Raw genomic sequence first — 19,393 nt, forward strand, 5'->3', positions numbered from 1 at the left:
TATGTCTCAGGTTTGCGGCTGACGGCGGACATCGCGCTGCCCGGCCCGCATCTGGATTTTCAATCGTTCGACCGAGCATCCGCCCATCGGCTCGCCGGGACCGAAGGTCACCGCCGTTTCTTCCCAGGCGGCGTCGAGCGCGCCGAGATCATCCGGCGCGGCGTCTGCTTCATCGATCGGCTTCTCATTCGATGCGACATGGCACCCGGCGATCGCCAGGATCGCCGCGAACACCGACGCATAAGCCGAATTGCGGTGAACGAGCCGTTCCTCGAGCGCCGCGATGATATGCGCCGTGTCCGTCAGCAGCGCCTGAGCGTCTTCAAGCGGCTGCGTCGAGAGGTATTCGAGGAAGAGAGGCAGGTAGTCCGGCAGTTCGTGCGCGTCGACGAGCAGGCCATGCTTTTCGTAGAGCGCGGCGAGGTCAACCATCGCCTGCCCGCGGTCGCGGCTTTCGCCGTGAACGTGCTCGAAGAGGTGAAGCGACAGTCGCCTGGTCTTGTCGAAGAGATCGACATAGTGCTCCTGCAGATCGTAGAGATCGTCGCTTGCAAGTCTCGTCAGGAACGGCTCCATCTCGCTGCGAACACTGAGAGGGACGATATCCTCGACTTCGATGAGATCGCGAATGCCGCCGACTTCCGCCTGCAGTTCTTCGCTGGGATAGGAGAGCAGCGCAGAGAGCGCTTTGAATGTCTTCGTCATCACGCGACCTCCATCGGATTGCGGGCTTTCTTGGTCTGCTTGGTCGCGAACAGGTTCGCGACCGAAGAGCCGCCCGAGCAGCCGTTGCCGAAGGAGAAGCCGCACGATCCGCGAAGATCGTAGGTGTCCTCTCCCCATTCGCGATGCGACGTCGGAATGACAAAGCGATCCTCGTAGTTCGCGAGCGCCATCACCTTGTACATATCTTCGATCGCTGCGCCGCTGAGGCCGACTTCCGTCGCGATGCGTTCGTCGATCCGTCCATCGACGGTCTTCGCCCGCATGTAGCCGCGCATTGCGAGCATGCGCTCGAGCGCCAGCGCAACCGGCTCCTCGTTTCCGGCCGTAAGCAGATTGGCCAGATACCTGAGCGGAATGCGCAGCGACCTGACGTCCGGCATGTCGCCGTTGAGGCCCATCTTGCCGGCAGCCGCAGCCGACTGGATCGGCGACAGCGGCGGCACATACCAGACCATCGGCAGCGTGCGATATTCGGGATGCAGCGGGAAGGCGACCTTCCACTCCATCGCCATCTTCCAGATCGGCGAATGCTTAGCGGCTTCGATCCAGGCATCCGGAACGCCGTCGGCATGCGCCTGCGCGATGACTTTCGGATCCTTGGGATCGAGGAACAGGTCGAGCTGCGCCTGATAGAGATCCTTTTCATTCGGCGCGGACGCCGCAGCCTCGATGCGATCCGCGTCGTAAAGCAGAACGCCGAGATAGCGGATGCGGCCGACGCAGGTTTCCGAGCACACCGTCGGCTGGCCGGACTCGATGCGCGGATAGCAGAAGATGCACTTCTCAGACTTACCCGAAGACCAGTTGTAATAGATCTTCTTGTACGGACAGCCCGACACGCACATGCGCCAGCCGCGGCACTTGTCCTGGTCGATCAGAACGATGCCGTCCTCTTCGCGCTTGTAGATCGCGCCCGACGGACAGACTGCGACGCACGCCGGATTGAGGCAGTGCTCGCAGAGCCGCGGAAGGTACATCATGAACGTATTTTCGAACTGGCCGTAGATCTCTTTCTCGACCCCTTCGAAGTTCGCATCCTTCGAGCGCTTCGAGAATTCGCCGCCGAGAATTTCTTCCCAGTTCGGCCCCCACTCGATCTTCTCCATGCGCTGACCGGACACGAGCGAACGGGGACGCGCCGTCGGAAACGCCTTCGACTCCTTGGCCGTGTGCAGATGCTCGTAATCGAAGGTGAACGGCTCGTAGTAATCGTCGATTTCCGGCAGATCCGGGTTGGCGAAGATGTTGGCGAGCACACGCCATTTTGCGCCGAGCTTCGGCTCGATGTTGCCGTTCTTCTTGCGGACCCAACCGCCGTTCCACTTCTTCTGGTTTTCCCATTCGCGCGGATAGCCGACGCCGGGTTTCGTTTCGACGTTGTTGAACCACGCATATTCGACGCCTTCGCGGCTGGTCCACACGTTCTTGCAGGTGACAGAGCAGGTGTGGCACCCGATGCATTTATCGAGGTTCAGCACCATCGCGATTTGAGCACGGATTTTCATTCTGCGGCCTCCACCGGCGCGTTGTTTTCCAGAGGGTCTTCGAGCCAATCGACTTCCGCCATTTTGCGAACGACGATGAATTCGTCGCGATTGGAGCCGACGGTTCCGTAGTAGTTGAAGCCATAGGCCTGATGAGCGTAGCCGCCGATCATGTGCGTCGGCTTCAGCACGGTGCGCGTCACCGAGTTATGGATGCCGCCGCGGTTACCGGTGACTTCCGAACCCGGCGTGTTCACGATCTTCTCCTGCGCGTGATACATCAGCATCATGCCGGGGTTCACGCGTTGCGAGACGACAGCGCGCGCCGTCAGCGCACCGTTGGCGTTGAAGACTTCGACCCAGTCGTTGTCGACAATGTCTGCCTTCTTCGCGTCGGTCTCGGAAATCCAGACGACCGGACCGCCGCGGTTGAGCGTCAGCATCAGCAGGTTATCGGTGTACGTGGAGTGGATGCCCCACTTCTGATGCGGCGTGATGAAGTTGAGCACGATCTCCTTGTTGCCGTTCGGATGCCGGCCCTTCACGCCGGGAATCGTCTTCAGATCGACCGGCGGCTTCCAGGTGACGAGACCTTCGCCGAAGACCCGCATCCAGAGGTGATCCTGATAAAGCTGCTGCCGTCCAGTCAGCGTGCGCCACGGGATCAACTCGTGCACGTTCGTGTACCCGGCGTTGTAGCAAACCTTCTCGCTCTCGATGCCGGACCACGTCGGCGACGAGATGATCTTGCGCGGCTGAGCCTGCACATCGCGGTAGCGGATCTTCTCGTCTTCCTTCGGCAAAGCCAGATGCTTGTGATCGCGCCCGGTCGCCTCGGAGAGTGCCTCCCATGCCTTGACCGCGACTTCGCCGTTCGTTTCCGGCGCAAGCATCAGGATGACTTCCGCTGCATCGATGTCCGTATCGATGATCGGCAGACCCTTTGCGTAGCCGTCGCGACGTGTGCCGCTCAGCGCGCCGAGAGCCGCAACCTCATGCTCGGTGTTCCAGGAAATACCCTTGCCACCGTTGCCGATCTTCGTCATCAGCGGTCCAAGCGCCGTGAACTGATCGTAGATGTGCGCGTAGTCGCGCGTCGCCACGGTGACGGAGCACATCGTCTTGCCCGGGATCGGCTCGACGTCGCCGCGTTTCCAGTCCTTCACATCGAAGGGCTGCGCGATTTCCGCCGGACTGTCGTGCTGGATCGGCGTCAGAACGACATCTTCCTCGACGCCGAGAATTTCGGGCGCGATTTCCGAGAACGCTTTTGCAATCCCCTTGTAGATCTCCCAGTCCGAGCGCGCTTCCCATGCCGGATCGACGGCCGCCGAAAGCGGATGAATGAAGGGATGCATATCAGACGTGTTGAGATCGTTCTTCTCGTACCAGGTCGCTGTCGGGAGAACGATGTCGGAGTAAACGCACGTCGTCGACATACGGAAGTCGAGCGTGACGAGCAGATCGAGCTTTCCTTTCGGCGCCTCCTCGTGCCAGGCGACTTCCGTATTGCGGACGGCGCCTTCCGGCCCGAGGTCCTTGCCGACGACACCGTTCTGCGTGCCGAGCAGATGCTTCAGGAAATACTCGTGCCCTTTGCCGGACGAGCCGAGCAGGTTCGAGCGCCACACGAACATGTTGCGCGGCCAGTTGGCGGGATTGTCCGGATCGTGGCACGCGAGTTCGAGTTCGCCCGTCGACAAAGCTTTCGCGACATAGTCTTTCGGCGCGAGACCGGCGGCCTTCGCCTTCTTCGCGATATCGAGCGGATTTTGCTTGAGCTGCGGAGCGGACGGCAACCAGCCCATGCGTTCGGCGCACACGTTGTAGTCGATCAGGCTTTGGTTCCAGTTGCCCTCTGGCGCCGTCGGCGACAGGATTTCCGACGCCGTCACCGTCTCGTAACGCCACTGATCCGAATGCGCATAGAAGAACGATGTGCCGTTCATGTGCCGCGGCGGCCGGTGCCAATCGAGACCGAACGCAAGCGGCGTCCACCCGGTTTGCGGACGAAGCTTTTCCTGTCCGACGTAATGCGACCAGCCGCCACCCGACTGGCCGATGGCACCGCAGAATACCAGGAGATTGATGATCCCCCGGTAAGCCATGTCCATGTTGAACCAGTGATTGATGCCGGCGCCGATGATCACCATCGAGCGGCCATTGGTCTTTTCCGCGTTCGAGGCGAACTCGCGCGCGACCGTCAGGATCGCGTCGCGCTTGACACCCGTGACGCGTTCCGCCCAAGCCGGCGTGAACGGGACATCCGCATCATAGGACGTCGCGACATGATCGCCGCCGAAGCCGCGATCGAGACCGTAGTTGGCCATCATCAGATCGTAGACGGTTGCGACTTTGACTTCCGAACTGTCGCCGAGCTTGATCTTCCGGACCGGAATGTTGCGCGTTAAAACCTCGCCGTGGTCCGTCGAGACGAAGTGCTCGGTCGCGCGCCCGCCGAAGTACGGGAAATCAACAGCGGCGATCTCGTTGTCGCCTCCTGCGAGCGTCAGCTTGAGGCGAACGTCGCGGCCTTGCCCGTCCTTCTCCTCGAGATTCCATTTGCCGTGCTCGCCCCAGCGGTAGCCGACGGAACCGAGCGGCGCGACGAGCGCTCCGGTCGCTTCATCGATCGCAACCGTCTTCCATTCCGGATTGTTGCTTTCTCCGAGTCCGCCTTCGAGTTCCGAGGCACGCAGCAGGCGCTCGGGCACCAGTTTGCCGTTCTGCTCCGTCAGCCGGACAAGGAAAGGCATATCGGTGTAACGCCGCGAATAGTCGTCGAAGTACGGAACCTGACGATCGAGATAGAACTCGCGCAGGATGACGTGCCCCATCGCGAGAGCCAGCGCCGCGTCCGTTCCCTGTTTCGGATTGAGCCAGATATCCGCGAACTTCGTCGCTTCCGCATAATCCGGCGTGACGACCGCGCTCTTCGTGCCCTTGTAACGGACTTCAGTGTAGAAGTGCGCGTCCGGCGTCCGCGTTTGCGGAACGTTCGAGCCCCAGAGAATGATGAAGCCCGCGTTATACCAGTCGGCGCTTTCAGGAACGTCGGTCTGCTCGCCCCAGGTTTGCGGGCTCGACGGCGGCAGATCGCAGTACCAATCATAGAATGACAGGCAGACGCCGCCGATCAGCGACAGATAGCGCGCGCCCGATGCATACGACACCATCGACATCGCCGGGATCGGCGAGAAGCCGACGACACGATCCGGACCATGTGCCTTGACGGTGTAGGCATTGGCGGCGGCAATGAGCTCGTTCACCTCGTCCCACGTGGCGCGCACGAAGCCGCCATGACCGCGGATCGAGATGTAGGAATGACGCTTCTCCGAGTTCTCGACGATCGACGCCCAGGCTGCGACGGGCGAGAGCTTCGCCCGCGCCGCACGCCATTGCTTCAGCAGGCGGCCGCGGATCATCGGATATTTTACGCGCGCGCCGGAATAGAGATACCAGCTGTAGGACGCGCCGCGCGCACAACCGCGGGGCTCGTGGTTCGGCAGATCCGGCCGCGTGCGCGGATAATCCGTCTGCTGGGTTTCCCAGGTGACGATGCCGCCTTTGACGTAGATTTTCCACGAGCACGAGCCGGTGCAGTTCACACCATGAGTCGAGCGCGCGATCTTGTCGTGCTGCCAGCGCTTGCGATAGCCGTCCTCCCACGAACGGTCCTCGTTGGTTACGATGCCGTGGCCGTCCGAGAAGCTGTCGACGGTCTTGCGGAAGAAGGTCAATCGGTCGAGAAATTGTGACATTGAGTGTGTCCTTGACTACTTGGCTACGGACGTACGGATCGATGCGCGCCGAGCAAGCTCGACGTCGTAGAGCAGCCCGCCCCTACGCGCGTACACGAACCAGGTGAGCGCGATGCAGCTCACGTAGAAGATCAGAAAGGCCCAGAGCGCAGCATCTGGCCCACCTGTCAGAGCGATCGAGGAGCCGTAGCTCTTCGGAATGAAGAAGGCGCCGAAGGCAGCGATCGCGGAAGTAAAGCCGGTGATCGCCGCGGCTTCGCGTTCGCCTTGCTGACGGCGCGTTTCGGCGTCGGCGTTCGGCATCAGGCGAACCATTTCCTTGCTCATGATCGCGGGGATCATCTGGAACGTCGACGCGTTGCCGACGCCCGTTGCAAAGAAGAGCAGCAGGAACGAACCGAAGAAGCCCACGAACGCACCCGGCTGATCCTTGATGCCGATGAACCAGAGAACACCCGCCACGCCGACGGTCATCAACGTGAAGGCAGCAATCGTGACGCGCGCGCCGCCGTATTTGTCGGCGAGCCATCCCGTGCCGGAGCGCGACAGCGCGCCGACGAGCGGGCCAAGGAAGGCGAGTTGCAGCACATTGACTTCAGGGAACAGAATTTTGGTCAGCAGCGGGAAGCCGGCCGAATAACCGATGAATGAACCGAAGCACCCCGTGTAGAGCCAGCACATGATCCAGTTGTGCTTGCGCTGGAAGATCACGGCCTGCTCGCTGAACGACGCCTTGGCCGAGGCGATGTCGTTCATGCCGAACCACGCCGCAAAGGCCGAGAGCGCAATGAACGGCACGAAGAAGAAGCCCGCGTTCTGCAGCCAGAGCGGTGCGGATTCGCCCGCCGCGTCTTTCACCATCGCCGGATCGCCGCCGAGCCAGCCGAACATTCCGGCCGTGATCGCGAGCGGCACGACGAACTGCACGACGCTGACGCCGAGATTGCCGAGACCGGCATTCAGAGCGAGCGCGTTACCCTTCTCCGCCTTCGGGAAGAAGAAAGAGATGTTCGCCATCGACGACGCGAAGTTACCGCCGCCGAAGCCGCAGAGAAGCGCAAGGATCAGCAACACCACATAGGGCGTGTCGGGATTCTGCACCGCATAGCCGATGCCGAGCGCCGGAATGATGAGCGACCAGGTGGCGAGCGTCGTCCAGAGCCGCCCGCCGAAGATCGGCACCATGAACGAGTAGAAGATGCGCAGCGTAGCGCCGGAGAGACCGGGAAGCGCCGCAAGCCAGAAGAGCTGATCGGTCGTGAACGTAAATCCGACCAGCGGCAGCTTGGCGACGACCACGGACCACACCTGCCAGATCGCGAACGACAGCAGCAGCGACGGGATCGAGATCCAGAGATTGCGCCGCGCGATGCGGCGGCCCTTCTCGGCCCAGAACCCGGCATCCTCCGGGCGCCAATCGGTAAGCACAGCCTCGCTCGAACGCGCGGCGCGCTTCGGCTTCGGCATGCCCTGCATTTCGGGGAACGGCGGCAGTTCGCCGAGTTCCTTGCTCGCAGCGGAGCGTTCCATCTGACGGACGGACACGGTCATCCAGACCAGAGAACCGCTGACGATGAGGAAGAGCGCCATGAAGCAGCTCGTCCATAGCCCCGTGAGATCGAGTAGGAGCCCGAAGAAAATCGGCAGCACAAATCCGCCGAGCCCGCCGATCATGCCGACGAGACCACCGACCGCGCCGACGTTGTTAGGGTAATAAACGGGGATGTGCTTGTAGACGGCGGCCTTACCCAGCGCCATGAAGAAGCCGAGGATGAAGACTGCCACGGTGAACGTCACGAGGCCCATCTCGATGTGGAAGGTCACAGGACCATGTGTGCTGTGCACGGTGTAGTCGGTCGGCGGATAGGACAGCACAAACGTTGCCGCGACGCTGACGAGGAATGTCCAGCTGAGAACACGGCGCGCGCCGTAAACATCCGAAAGATGCCCGCCGTAAGCGCGGAAGATGCTCGCTGGCACCGAGAAGAACGCCGCGATCGTGCCCGCCGTTCTGATGTCGAGGCCGTAGACGTTGATGAGATACTTCGGCAGCCAGAGCGCCAGCGCAACGAAGGCGCCGAACACGAAGAAGTAATAAAGCGAGAACCGCCAGACCTGCACGTTCTTCAACGGCTCGAGTTCGAGCCACGCGCTCTTCGCTTTCACGCCTGAGCGACGGCGCTCGACCGTCACGGGATCGTCTTCGGTCGTGAACCAGAAAATGACCGCCATGATGACGAGCGCGGCGGCCCAAACCTCAGCGACGGTCTGCCATCCGTAGGCGATGAGCACGAAGGGTGCGAGAAACTTGGTGACAGCCGCGCCGACATTGCCCGCGCCGAAGATACCGAGCGCCATCCCTTGCCGTTCCGCCGGGAAAAAGCGCGAGACGTAAGGAACGCCGACGGCGAACGCGCCGCCCGCGATACCGACGCCGAGCCCAGCGAGAAGCATCTGCGGATAGGTATGCGCGTAGGTGAGCAGATACGTGGCGAGCGCCGCCGCAAGCATTGTTGCCGCAAAGACAACGCGGCCGCCGTAGCGGTCAGCCCAGATGCCGAGTGCGATACGCGTCAACGAACCTGTGAGGATCGGCGTGCCGACCATGAGACCGAACTCGGTCTCACTCAGTCCCAGCTCCTGCCCGATCCGGATGCCAATGATCGAGAAAATGGTCCAGACTGCGAAGCAAACGGTAAAAGCGATCGTGCTGACGCTTAGGATCTGTACGGATTTTGGCTGCGCTGCGGGCTGCATTGGTGCCTCTTCTCGAGACTGGTTGAACCATATGCAGCAGTGTTCATATTTCCGGATGAGCGCTCTGACGGAAATCAATGGCGTTCGCGTCAATTGTCACATGTATCGCATTCCGATTTATATCGGCGCGTGCCGCCGGAGATCGGCAAGGCGAAGAAATGACTAGGAAATCCTGCCGGAACAGCGAGGACGTTATTAGGTAAAGGCGAGACGTTTTGTTGCAGAATGGAATGGCTTCACGTCGCTGCATCGCAACGAGACGGCGCGAGCAAACATGCGTTCAAGAACCCTCTGCTCACGCAGCCGCGACTGCTGTCGCTACCGCGGGCGCATGACAGGGGCGATGCCCGCGATCCTCTCTTCACTGACGAAATTCCCGCCACTTGACTTTGGTCAAGTCACGGAATTTTGGAATCTGCTGCAGGTTTGGCATCGGCTTCAGATCATGCCGGGCCGGTTCCTGGCAACCGAGGCGTGGTCAAACCTCCGAAATCGCTCGCTCCAAGCACACACGCTCCAAAACAAAAGCAGCCTGGGAGACCCCATCGATGGCGCAATTTTCTTTCAGGCGAATCATTCCTTCAGCCTTCGCCGTCCTGATCGCTGCGGGCATGTCGACAGCCGCCCGTGCGGCCGACCTCGGCGGCAACTGCTGCGCGGATCTGGAGGAGCGGATTGCCGAGCTGGAGGCGACCACCGCACGCAAAGGCAATCGCAAAGTCTCGCTCACCGTTTCTGGATACGTCGCCCAGGAGGTGACGTGGTGGGACGACGGCGGCGAAAGCAACGTCTATCTGCATGGTCTCGGACCGACGCAGGCGTCGCACGTAAAATTCACGGGCGAGGCAAAGATCTCTCCCGGCTGGACGGCCGGCTACGCCATCCGCATCCAGAACCTCAGCGACAATCCGTTCGGACGGAACGCCTCGACCGGCGCGGCGATGAATCAATCGAGCCCGGATTACAATCAGGGGCTCAACGTCCAGATGTCGTACTGGTATGTACAGAGCAAGGATTTCGGCAAGGTCAGCATTGGACGGCAGGCGAACGCCGCCAAGAGCGCCGCGATGTTCACCGATCAATCCGGCACGCAGATCTTCGACAACTACACTTTCCTTTCCGGCTTTCCGCAATTCATCATCCGCAGCGGCGGCAACCTGACACCCGCGTCCTTGACCTGGGGGCAGCTCGGGTTTTGCTATTCGCAAGGCTCGCCGCTCGGCGGCGACTGCGACGGCCTGGTGATGAATGCCGTGCGCTATGACAGCCCCGTGTTCGCAGGCTTTTCCGCGTCCGCAAGCTGGGGCGAGGATGACGACTGGGAAGTTGCCGCCCGCTATTCGGGCCAGCTGAACGGTTTCAAAGTTTCGCTCGGCATCGGTTATTCGGAAAACACGGCCGAAAACATCGCCGTCGCATTGCCCGCCGGCAGCAAAAAGGACTCAAGATTTTTCCAAGCCGGCGGCTACGTCGAGCACATGGCGACCGGCCTCTTCGTGCATGGCGCCTACGGCCGTGAGGACAACAGCAACACGCTCTTGCCAGGGGGCGTAACGCCGCCGGACAGCAATCATTGGTACGTTAAATCCGGCGTCCGGCAGAAGTGGATGCCGCTCGGCGCAACCATCGTGTACGGTGATTTCGCCGAATACAACGACCAGCTCGGACCTGGAGCTCTTGCGCTCGGAGCAACCTCAAGCACGCTGCATCGTTATGGCGGAGGCATCGCGCAGGAAATCGATGCCGCCGCGATGACGGTCTATCTCAAGTATCAGCACTACGATGCGGACGTCGACGGGCTCTCCCCGACGGTCGGCAAACTCGACAGCGCCGACTTCGTCAGCACAGGCGCGCTGATCAACTTCTGAGACGGCTCAACCAATTGAAGGTCGCGGCAGCACCGCGACCAGATTTGCGCATTGGCGTGTCGCAAGCTTCGTCGCGGGCAGACGGAGTCTCGGCAGAATTTGCGCGTGGAGCCCTTTCGCGAACTCGATTCCCAGAGTGAAGCGTCCTCGTGACCCGGCCCCAAACAGGCCGCGAAAAGTTGTAGAAACTCACTTTCGGATGCGCCGCGTCGACGAATGACCGACAAGGATTTAGGTCGGCGACTTTGATATTGTATACTTCCAACGAAGACAATATCAGCCTGTGTTGCGGTGGGGTCACAGACACACGCGTATGCTGTTGTCTATCTTCTCCCGAAAATACTATTCAAATTTGGAAGATGGGCAATTGATGTTCAGTTGGAAAGTTCCCGGCGCGTTGGTAATTTTTGCAGCGATCGCTCCGAGCCAAGCATTAGCTCAAGCACCTTCTGAGCAGCTTAATCCATCGGAATTCCGCGCAGAGAGCGAAGCTCCGGCCGCGCCAGGCGACAACTCATTGCCCGCAGTGGTCGTCACGTCCGATGAAGAGGAAGAACGCAAGGCGAAGTCGAAAGCGGCTAAGAAAACCAAGTCTGCAGGGTCGGCTAAGAAGCCGCCCGCCGCAGCGAAGAAAGCCGCGCCGCCGACGGACGAGCCCACCGACGCACCTGCAGCGTTTGCTGAAGGAAACGGGTCGGAGTCGGCCTCTAACGGGAACAGCAATCTCAATAGCGGCGGCGTAAACGGCTACCTCGCGACCACAACATCGTCGGCGACCAAGACGAACACACCGCTACGCAACGTTCCGCAATCGATTTCAGTCGTCACTGAACAGCAAATTCAGGATCAGAACGCCAAGAGCATCGGCGACGTGACGAAATATGTTCCCGGCGTTATCATGGGTCAGGGCGAAGGGAACCGTGACCAGCCGACCATCCGTGGTCAGGGCACGACTGCCGATTTTTATATCGACGGCGTTCGCGATGATGCGCAAATATTTCGCGATTTGTACAATACGGAACGCATCGAAATACTGAAGGGTCCGAACGCCCTGATCTTCGGTCGGGGCGGCGCCGGTGGTGCCATAAATCGTGTGACGAAGCAGGCCGACGGTTCGCACATCGGCGAGGCAACCGTCACAGGTGGCATGTATGATTTCAAGCGCACGTCAATCGATGTCGGGGATGCGATAACACCCGATGCAGCTTTTCGCCTGACGGCTGTCTACGAGGACAGCGAAAGCTACCGTGATTTCGTCGACCTCGAGCGTTGGGGCGTAAATCCGACCCTCGCGTTCCGCATCGACAATCAAACGCAAGTTCGTGTTGGCTACGAGCACTACTTCGATCACCGGACAGCCGATCGCGGGATTCCCTCATTTAACGGCCGGCCGGCACCCACGAGCCGTTCGACATTCTTCGGCAATCCTGATGTGAGCTATTCGGAAGCGACCGTCGACAGCGCGTTCGCGACGATCGAGCATAAGACGGACTACGGTTTGAAGGTACGCAATCACACGTACTTCGCGAACTACGACAAGTTCTATCAAAACGTCTTCGCATCTAGTTCGGCGAACCTGGCTGCCGATACGGTGCAGTTGCAGGCATACAACCAGGAAAACGATCGCCAAAACATCTTCAATCAGACCGACCTGACCTACAAATTCGATCTCGGATGGTCGCGGCATACACTTCTAGGAGGCATGGAGTTCGGACATCAGAAGTCGAGGAACTACCGTCAGAACGGCTTCTTCCAGTCGCCTCCTTCCGGCGGCGCGTGCAGCTCGATTGTCGTGTCTGGCGTAACCAGCACATGCACGACCTCGTTTTCGCATCCGACGATCTTCACACCCGACATCTTGTTCCAGGGCGTGTCTTCGCAGGCCAATAACGATGTGAAAGCAAACAGCCGGTCATTTTACATTCAGGACCAGATGGAGATCACCCGGTACCTGGAGATTATCGGTGGCGTCAGGCACGAGACGTTCGACTTGGATCTCTTCGATCGCAACACGAGCACGACTCTCAAGCAGAACGACGATCTCGTGTCGCCTCGCGCCGGCGTGGTGCTGAAACCGACCGATAGCTTGTCGATCTACGGCAGCTACGCAGTTTCGTATCTTCCCGCATCTGGTGATCAGTTTTCGGCTGTGAACAGCGCTACCGTCAACCTCGACCCCGAAAAGTTCACCAATTACGAAGTCGGCGTAAAGTGGGACGTTACCGCGGATCTGGCGTTTACCGCTGCGGGTTATCAGTTGACGCGCACCAACGTGCGCTTCCAGCAACCCGATGGCACATTCATCCAAACTGGCGAAACCGAAGTCAAAGGCTTCGAGGCAGGCCTCGTCGGTTATCTAACGGATGCCTGGCAGATTTCTGCGGGCTATGGTCATCAAGTTGGCAAAGTCACCAAAGCCACGGCAACGACTGCGCCTGCCGGCACGCCGTTACCGCTGCTACCGAGTGATACATTTTCGCTCTGGAACCGGTACCAGTTCACCAAAGCATTCGGTGCTGGATTCGGCATTGTTCATCGCACGGATATGTTCGCTCAGCTATCGACGACCGAAGTCGTTCTGCCCAGCTTCACAACTGTTGATGCTGCTGTTTTCTGGAAAATCAACGATAACCTTCGGGCGCAGGTCAACGTCGAGAATATTTTCAATGAGGGGTATTACATCTCGGCGCACAACAATAACAACATTACCCCTGGTGCACCCACAACAGCTTACGTGTCTCTGACGTCCAATTTCTGACGTCCAATTTCTGACGTCCGGCCGTGCGCTTCTCTACGTCCAGCGTGCACGTACCCAACTCGCTGTCGATCAGCAGCTCAATCCGCTTGAGCAAATCGTCCGTCGGCAGCGCCGCAACACGTGCGGCCGGAAGATAGCCAACCCCCAATCTCGGGCGCTTTGCGCGAGGCTTTCCGATACGCGATATCGACTTCGCTCTCAGTTTTGCTTTCGCCCTCCCACAACCGCGACAGCTCCGCATCGAGCTCCCCGACGGCGCGGCGGGCAGCAATCCCGCGCGGGTCATCGGTGACGCGGATACCCGTGCTGAGCTTCGCCGTCTTGCGCCGATCGCGCACGACGAGCCGCGCCGGAACGCGCCGTTCCAGATATCAATACCGCTGGCGCTTCACCGGGATTGCAGGCTTCCGCTGTCTCTGCCCCATGCCTCTTCGAGTCACGCAACTGGCGGATGACCGAATGTCTGCGCATATGTCTGCGCGGCACCACGGGCTAGCCAATAGCTTCCAGTCCACAAATCAGTCCACAAAACGTATAAGCACCCGCTTAGCCGCTTGGCCTGTCGAGGCATCGCTGCAAAGTCCGATTCATCCCGTGGCCGAGCGAGAACGGTCTTGCTGGACGGCCGTCCGCGCAAGTGAAGTGCGCGCTGCGCATCCGACCTCATTCGCGCACCGCTGCAACGAGCGGCTTGAACGGGGCCGGAAGCGGCCAGCAAGTCATGTGATTTGAGCAGCATCACACTGCCATCATAGCCGGAGGCAACGGCCCAGTCCGCATTGACTTCGCCGACCGAGCCGGGACCGAGGATTTGCATGTCAGCGCGGCCTGCTTGGCGAAGGCATGGAAGATTTTGAAGTCGCGTCCGTAGGCTGCTGCGTCATAGCCGGCAGGCGCCCCCCATCGCCGCCCAAGTCGGCTCGTTCATGAATTCGGCGGCCGCAATGTCGCCGCCATGGGAGGCAGTATAATTGAGAAACCGCTTTGCCTGGCTGCTCGTCCAGGCGCCGGCGGCATGGCGGCGATGTTGGTTTGTTTGCCTGATGCAAGGAAACTGGTATCATCGCGCCGCAACAATTCAGCAACGACGCTCGGGTCTACTTTCAGGGCACGCATACGAGCAGCGATCCGCAGAGTCATGATCGAAATCCCAGGCTGGCGTGATTGGTGCTTCGCAATTAAGACATTCTGCGCCGCGATCGCTGCACTCTATCTTGCGTTCTGGTTCGATCTCTCGCGACCCTATTGGGCCCTGACCACAGTTTACATCACAAGCCAAGTGCTCTCGGGCGCAACTCAATCGAAGGCCTTGTTTCGAGTTTTAGGGACCCTGCTCGGGGCAACTGTTAGTATCATTCTCATACCGAACCTTGTGAATGCGCCGACACTTCTTTGTCTCGCCATCGCACTCTGGGTCGCTCTCTGTCTCTATTTTTCGCTTCTCGACCGCACACCTCGCAGCTACGTGTTGATGCTCGCGGGCTATACACTCGGCATCATTGGATTTCCCTCCGTCGATGCTCCGGGAACAATTTTCGACACAGCAGTTTCTAGGGTTGAAGAGATTACGCTCGGCATTCTGTGTGCGAGCCTTGTATCCATTGCCGTCTTCCCTCAATCGGCACTTCCTCTCATTTCGACGAGGCTCGACAATTGGATTCTAAACGCTCGCGCATGGGTGATAGATATCTTCCAGCGGAATAGTTGGGCCATTGATACCCAAACTGAGCGGCTTAAGCTTGCCTCTGAAGCTATAGCTTTAGATAGCCTCGCCACATCACTGCGCTACGAGATGGCGGGTATCAAGGGGTCCGATGAGGCCATGGCTGTCCTGCGACAGCACATGCTGATGTTTCTTCCGATCGCGTCATCGATCTCCGATCGCATCCAAGTGTTGGAAAGCATTGGCGCTCTGAGTGAACGCATACGTGCACTCCTGTCTGATGCCGCGTGGTGGCTACGATCAGACTTAACGGATCGCCAGCTGGCAAATGATTTGCGGCAGCGATGTGAGAAACTCGAACCTAAGCTCGACGCGTCCTCAACCTGGGCTGCCCTGTTGGAAGCCAGTTTGCTCCGACGCTTACGGGACTTTATTGATCTTCGACAGGATACTAGACAACTTCAACATATCCTTAGCGACCGCAAAGCTTTCGCGGATAAGCCCGCGTTCAGCTATACCGCTCGTGCCCGGTCCATCCGCCATCGTGATCACGGCATGGCATTGTTATCAGCCGTCGGTGTTTTCCTGTCGATCCTCGTGACTTGTGTCATTTGGATTGAAACGGCCTGGCCGGATGGGTCCGCGGCCCCGATGATGGCAGCAGTCGCGTGCTGTTTTTTCGCCACCTTCGACGATCCCGTGCCCTATATCGTAAGCTTCGCCAATTCCGCCATCCTCGGCGCTGTTTTTGCCGGGCTCTACCTATTCGCCGTTCTTCCGCATGCCACGGGATTTGAAATGCTGATCCTCGCGTTGGCGCCCTGGCTCATACCCTGCGGCCTGTTCATGGCACAACCGCGAACGGCACCTTTCGCAACCGGCGTCGTTGTCAATGGTGGAAGCATGATAGCCATCCAGAACGGCGCGATCGGGGATTTCACGCCGTTTGCCAACTCGGCTATCGCCATCATTATCGGCATGTGGGTATCGGCCATCATCGTTCAGCTAGTGCGATCGGTCGGCACTGCGTGGAGTGCCCATCGATTAAGACGCATAAATCGCGATACCCTCGCAGACTCCGCCATGCACGGTGGCTCAAATCATGGGCTCGAGCTTGCCGCGCTTATGCTTGACCGAGTGGGACTTATCGCACCTCGTTTGGCGGCGCTTCCGCCTGACGATGCAGGGTGGACGGCGGATCTCCTTGCCGAAGTGCGCAGCGGAATCAATCTCGTTGAAATTCGGCGGGTGCGCCGTGACCTCCCGCTAGCCGGCCGTGAGGCAATCGGCGACGTCCTTGACGCAATGGCGGAGTATCTTCGTTCGGATGCGCAGCAAGGTTGTCAAGTGCAGCTCTCTAAGATCGATCGTGCCATACGCGTTTTACTCAATGAGCATCAGACGGAGGTCGTCCGGGAGGCAATCCTCGGTCTTGTAGGCCTCCGGCGCGGGCTCTTTCCCGACTCACCGGCTTTCAAGGAGAGGTCGTCGACGGCTGAAGGACCCGAGGCTTCGCCATGATGGAAGAGATCGACCTGTATGGTGTGTTTCTCCCAAGCCTGCTTGTGTGGATGGTGTTCGCCTTTGTGGTCCTCCTATTGCTAAGGCGGGTTTTGACGGCGCTTGGCGTCTACACCTACGTCTGGCACCGGCCATTGTTTGATATCGCCCTCTACGTGATCACGGTCGGCGTTGTGATTGCAACAGCGAGAACTCTCAAATGACGAACCTATCACTGAGAAACGGTTCTCATGGCGCGCTTCGCGTCCTCATGACCCTTGCCGTGGTTGCGGTTGCAGTCGTCGTCGGCTCGGCGCTGTGGGACTATTATCTCAACGCGCCCTGGACGCGTGATGGACGCGTCCGCGCCGATGTGGTGGGTGTAGCTCCAGACGTCTCTGGCCTGGTGACTGAAGTACTCGTCAAGGACAACCAGAAGGTCAAGATCGGCGATGTTCTGTTCCGAGTCGATCCAGATCGGTTCGACATTGCCTTGCGCCAAGCCGAAGCCGCGGTCGACGGCAAGAGGGCGGCCACCGAGCAGCTTGACGCCGACTATGAGCGCTACTCAAACCTGAGCGAGGCGGCAACCTCGCAGCAGAAGAAAGAAGCGGCGAAGTCGGCAGCGCTCCAGGCACGTGCTGACCTCGCCCGCGCCATCGCGGATCGCGACCTCGCCAAACTCAACCTCGAACGCTCATCGATCAAGGCCTCCGTCAACGGCTGGGTCACCAACACGACACTGCAGCCCGGTGTATATGTCCTGCAGGGCAAGGGCGTCCTGGCGTTGATCGGTAGCGACACCCTCCGTGTGGAGGGCTATTTTGAAGAAACTAAGCTTGAACGTATCCATGTTGGTGACGCGGCCACCGTGCGGCTGATGGGTTATGGCGGGAAACTCGACGGACACGTGCAAAGCATCGCAGCTGGTATTGAAGATCGCGAAAGATCGGATGGCTCCAACTTGCTCGCGAACGTCAATCCGACCTTCTCATGGGTGCGTCTCGCGCAACGGGTGCCCGTGCGGATCAATCTTGATACGGTGCCTGAAGATCTCAAATTAATCGTTGGCCGCACCGCGACGGTATCGATAACCGATATTCCTCAGTAAAAGCGAAGTGCACGGGTATATCCCAGGCCATGGCTACCAAGCACGTCGCGCCCTGGAGAAGCGGCCATGTAAGCTTCGGCGCATTCCTCAAAAGTCATCGAACGAGCCTTGTCGGCGGCGGCTTCCCTTTCCGCTACTCGCTTCGCCTCAATCGGGTCCTGACCGAGGTCAAGCAGGCGGCGTGCATCACCAACCAATGAGCGCGCGGTTGCAAGACTAACCGAAGCGGCAGAGCCGAGCCCGAGATACCTCGGCTTGCGATCGTGCATGTACCGGAAGACCCACGAGCGTGCGCCGCTTGGCTTCACCCTCAGATACAGCCCAGCGTCGTCCGGATAAAGGCCTGCCTTTTTGATGTTCGAAGCAGAGATAGTATTCAAGCGATGAGTTGTTTTCGGCATCCCTGGGTCCACAAATTGGTCCACAAACGCGAGGCCGATGGTAGGCGATTTGCGCCGACGCCAATAGACGTCGGAGAGCAACTTTCCTTGATTTTATTGGGGTATTCTTCTCACCAGCCGACGTCAATCGACGCTGACAGACGGGGTCTTGGTGGAGAGGGCTGGATTCGAACCAGCGTAGGCGAAGCCAACGGATTTACAGTCCGTCCCCTTTAGCCACTCGGGCACCTCTCCATGGCCTGTGGCGCGTGCCCAGTCCAAATGAAAGCGCCCCGCCGATCAAGGCAGGGCCTCCGCCCGCGTTATCTTCACGAGGGCCTTTCCTGTCAATCGGAAAAGCTGCAAGGTCTAACAGTTACGCCTTCGCAGCCTTCCGCCGGGACACGCGGCAGCCGCCCTGAATTCTCACGGCGACAGGCGCGTCCGGCCGGTTAAACCACACATTCGCGAGAAACACCCTGTCCAAGGACCATTTCAAAAAGCCGTGGCGCGACAAAAATCGCTTCTCGGCATCAGGCGGCCAACGCTCCGGCAGACCCCCACGCGCAAAAACGCCGCACAGAGGCGGACCGGCAAGCTCATCCGGAGAGCACGCCGAAGGGCCGCTCCTGCTCTTCGGCCTGCACGCCGTCGAAGCGGCGCTGAAGAACCCTCAACGGCGCGTCCATCGCCTCATGCTGACGGAAAATGCCGAACGCCGGCTGATCGAGGCCGTCGGCCCCATAGCCGCGAAAATCGACCGCGTGACGCCGCGCGACTTGGACCGCCTTCTTGGTCCCGATACGGTGCATCAGGGCGTGGCGCTCGAAACCGAGCCGTTGCCGGAGCCGGATTGGGACGAGCTGGCGCGCGTCTCCGATGGCCGGCCGCTGATCGTGCTCGATCAGGTGACCGATCCCCATAACGTCGGCGCGATCCTGAGATCATCGGCTGTGTTCGGCGCGAGCGGTCTCGTGATGACGCATCGCCATAGCCCGCCGCTCAACGGCGTCCTGGCGAAATCCGCTTCCGGCGCACTGGAACTCATTCCCGTCGCGCTGGTCGCAAATCTTGCGCGTGCCTTGGAAGAACTGCGCGAGGCGGGCTTTGCGCTCGTCGGCCTGGACGGCGAGGCCGAAACCGCAATCGAGGATCTCGACTGGTCGCGACCGACGGCGCTCGTGATGGGCTCCGAAGGCAAGGGCCTCCGAGAGCTGACACGCAAGACGTGCGATACCCTCGCGAAAATTTCGACGGACGGCCCTGTCGCCAGCCTCAACGTCTCGAATGCGGCCGCCATCGCGCTCTACGCCGCCATGCGCGCACGCCGGAAATGAAAAAGCCGGTGCGAAGACTCGCACCGGCTCATCGCATTCGTAATCGGC

General features: G+C 59.8%; 12 protein-coding genes and 1 tRNA gene. 6 read left to right on the forward strand and 7 right to left on the reverse strand.

Features of this window, described 5'->3' with window-relative positions:
- Positions 1-6: 6 nt before the first annotated feature.
- The 4 genes from narJ to HYPGJ_RS09185 are packed head-to-tail and all read right to left on the reverse strand — an operon-like array spanning position 7 to position 8,728.
- Positions 7-705, reverse strand: a complete 699-nt coding sequence (gene narJ / locus HYPGJ_RS09170) for a nitrate reductase molybdenum cofactor assembly chaperone (protein ID WP_046846943.1) — start codon at positions 703-705, stop codon at positions 7-9.
- Entirely contained in the window at positions 705-2,231 is a 1,527-nt protein-coding gene (gene narH / locus HYPGJ_RS09175) for a nitrate reductase subunit beta (RefSeq protein WP_046846944.1), read from the reverse strand. The genes narJ and narH overlap by 1 nt, the downstream gene beginning before the upstream one ends.
- Positions 2,228-5,971 carry a nitrate reductase subunit alpha gene (locus HYPGJ_RS09180; RefSeq protein ID WP_046846945.1) on the reverse strand — a complete coding sequence of 1,248 codons (3,744 nt, stop codon included), beginning with the start codon at positions 5,969-5,971 and terminating at the stop codon, positions 2,228-2,230. Before HYPGJ_RS09180 ends, narH begins: the two co-directional genes overlap by 4 nt.
- Positions 5,972-5,986: 15 nt before the next feature.
- Positions 5,987-8,728, reverse strand: a complete 2,742-nt coding sequence (locus tag HYPGJ_RS09185; protein WP_046846946.1) for an MFS transporter — start codon at positions 8,726-8,728, stop codon at positions 5,987-5,989.
- Positions 8,729-9,276: 548 nt separating this feature from the next.
- Here HYPGJ_RS09185 and HYPGJ_RS09190 point away from each other — a divergent pair.
- Both HYPGJ_RS09190 and HYPGJ_RS09195 read left to right on the forward strand, forming a co-directional pair.
- Positions 9,277-10,596, forward strand: a complete 1,320-nt coding sequence (locus tag HYPGJ_RS09190) for a porin (RefSeq protein ID WP_046846947.1) — start codon at positions 9,277-9,279, stop codon at positions 10,594-10,596.
- A gap of 370 nt (positions 10,597-10,966) precedes the next feature.
- A complete protein-coding gene (locus tag HYPGJ_RS09195; protein WP_046846948.1) occupies positions 10,967-13,354 on the forward strand; it encodes a TonB-dependent siderophore receptor in 2,388 nt (795 codons plus the stop codon).
- Between the two features lie 77 nt (positions 13,355-13,431).
- Here HYPGJ_RS09195 and HYPGJ_RS09200 read toward each other — a convergent pair whose 3' ends face one another.
- Positions 13,432-13,692, reverse strand: coding sequence for a hypothetical protein (locus tag HYPGJ_RS09200; protein ID WP_046846949.1), 261 nt, complete (start codon positions 13,690-13,692; stop codon positions 13,432-13,434).
- A gap of 803 nt (positions 13,693-14,495) precedes the next feature.
- On the opposite strand from HYPGJ_RS09200, the gene HYPGJ_RS09205 reads away from it, so the two are divergent.
- The 3 genes from HYPGJ_RS09205 to HYPGJ_RS09215 are packed head-to-tail and all read left to right on the forward strand — an operon-like array spanning position 14,496 to position 17,628.
- The gene (locus HYPGJ_RS09205; protein ID WP_046848261.1) at positions 14,496-16,538 is read left to right on the forward strand and encodes an FUSC family protein; all 2,043 of its coding nucleotides are present in this window, start codon (positions 14,496-14,498) and stop codon (positions 16,536-16,538) included.
- Positions 16,535-16,741 carry a DUF1656 domain-containing protein gene (locus HYPGJ_RS09210; RefSeq protein WP_046846950.1) on the forward strand — a complete coding sequence of 69 codons (207 nt, stop codon included), beginning with the start codon at positions 16,535-16,537 and terminating at the stop codon, positions 16,739-16,741. The genes HYPGJ_RS09205 and HYPGJ_RS09210 overlap by 4 nt, the downstream gene beginning before the upstream one ends.
- Before the next feature lie 47 nt (positions 16,742-16,788).
- Positions 16,789-17,628, forward strand: a complete 840-nt coding sequence (locus HYPGJ_RS09215; protein ID WP_244466064.1) for an HlyD family secretion protein — start codon at positions 16,789-16,791, stop codon at positions 17,626-17,628.
- Here HYPGJ_RS09215 and HYPGJ_RS09220 read toward each other — a convergent pair.
- Together HYPGJ_RS09220 and HYPGJ_RS09225 are read right to left on the reverse strand one after the other, a co-directional pair.
- The gene (locus tag HYPGJ_RS09220) at positions 17,622-18,110 is read right to left on the reverse strand and encodes an Arm DNA-binding domain-containing protein (protein WP_244466065.1); all 489 of its coding nucleotides are present in this window, start codon (positions 18,108-18,110) and stop codon (positions 17,622-17,624) included. The genes HYPGJ_RS09215 and HYPGJ_RS09220 overlap by 7 nt on opposite strands.
- Positions 18,111-18,178: 68 nt before the next feature.
- Positions 18,179-18,263, reverse strand: a tRNA-Tyr gene (locus tag HYPGJ_RS09225).
- A gap of 386 nt (positions 18,264-18,649) precedes the next feature.
- Between HYPGJ_RS09225 and rlmB the strand changes: the two genes are divergently transcribed.
- Positions 18,650-19,345 carry a 23S rRNA (guanosine(2251)-2'-O)-methyltransferase RlmB gene (gene rlmB, locus HYPGJ_RS09230; RefSeq protein WP_280136169.1) on the forward strand — a complete coding sequence of 232 codons (696 nt, stop codon included), beginning with the start codon at positions 18,650-18,652 and terminating at the stop codon, positions 19,343-19,345.
- The last annotated feature ends 48 nt before the right edge of the window (positions 19,346-19,393 follow it).

Source organism: Hyphomicrobium sp. GJ21, from assembly GCF_001006785.1.
Taxonomy (GTDB): Bacteria; Pseudomonadota; Alphaproteobacteria; order Rhizobiales; family Hyphomicrobiaceae; genus Hyphomicrobium_B.

Excerpts from the sequence above, each read along its gene's own strand:
- narJ (WP_046846943.1), bottom strand. The coding sequence starts at position 705 with ATGACGAAGACATTCAAAGCGCTCTCTGCGCTGCTCTCCTATCCCAGC.
- narH (WP_046846944.1), bottom strand. The coding sequence starts at position 2,231 with ATGAAAATCCGTGCTCAAATCGCGATGGTGCTGAACCTCGATAAATGC.
- HYPGJ_RS09180 (WP_046846945.1), bottom strand. The coding sequence starts at position 5,971 with ATGTCACAATTTCTCGACCGATTGACCTTCTTCCGCAAGACCGTCGAC.
- HYPGJ_RS09185 (WP_046846946.1), bottom strand. The coding sequence starts at position 8,728 with ATGCAGCCCGCAGCGCAGCCAAAATCCGTACAGATCCTAAGCGTCAGC.
- HYPGJ_RS09190 (WP_046846947.1), top strand. The coding sequence starts at position 9,277 with ATGGCGCAATTTTCTTTCAGGCGAATCATTCCTTCAGCCTTCGCCGTC.
- HYPGJ_RS09195 (WP_046846948.1), top strand. The coding sequence starts at position 10,967 with ATGTTCAGTTGGAAAGTTCCCGGCGCGTTGGTAATTTTTGCAGCGATC.
- HYPGJ_RS09210 (WP_046846950.1), top strand. The coding sequence starts at position 16,535 with ATGATGGAAGAGATCGACCTGTATGGTGTGTTTCTCCCAAGCCTGCTT.
- HYPGJ_RS09215 (WP_244466064.1), top strand. The coding sequence starts at position 16,789 with ATGACCCTTGCCGTGGTTGCGGTTGCAGTCGTCGTCGGCTCGGCGCTG.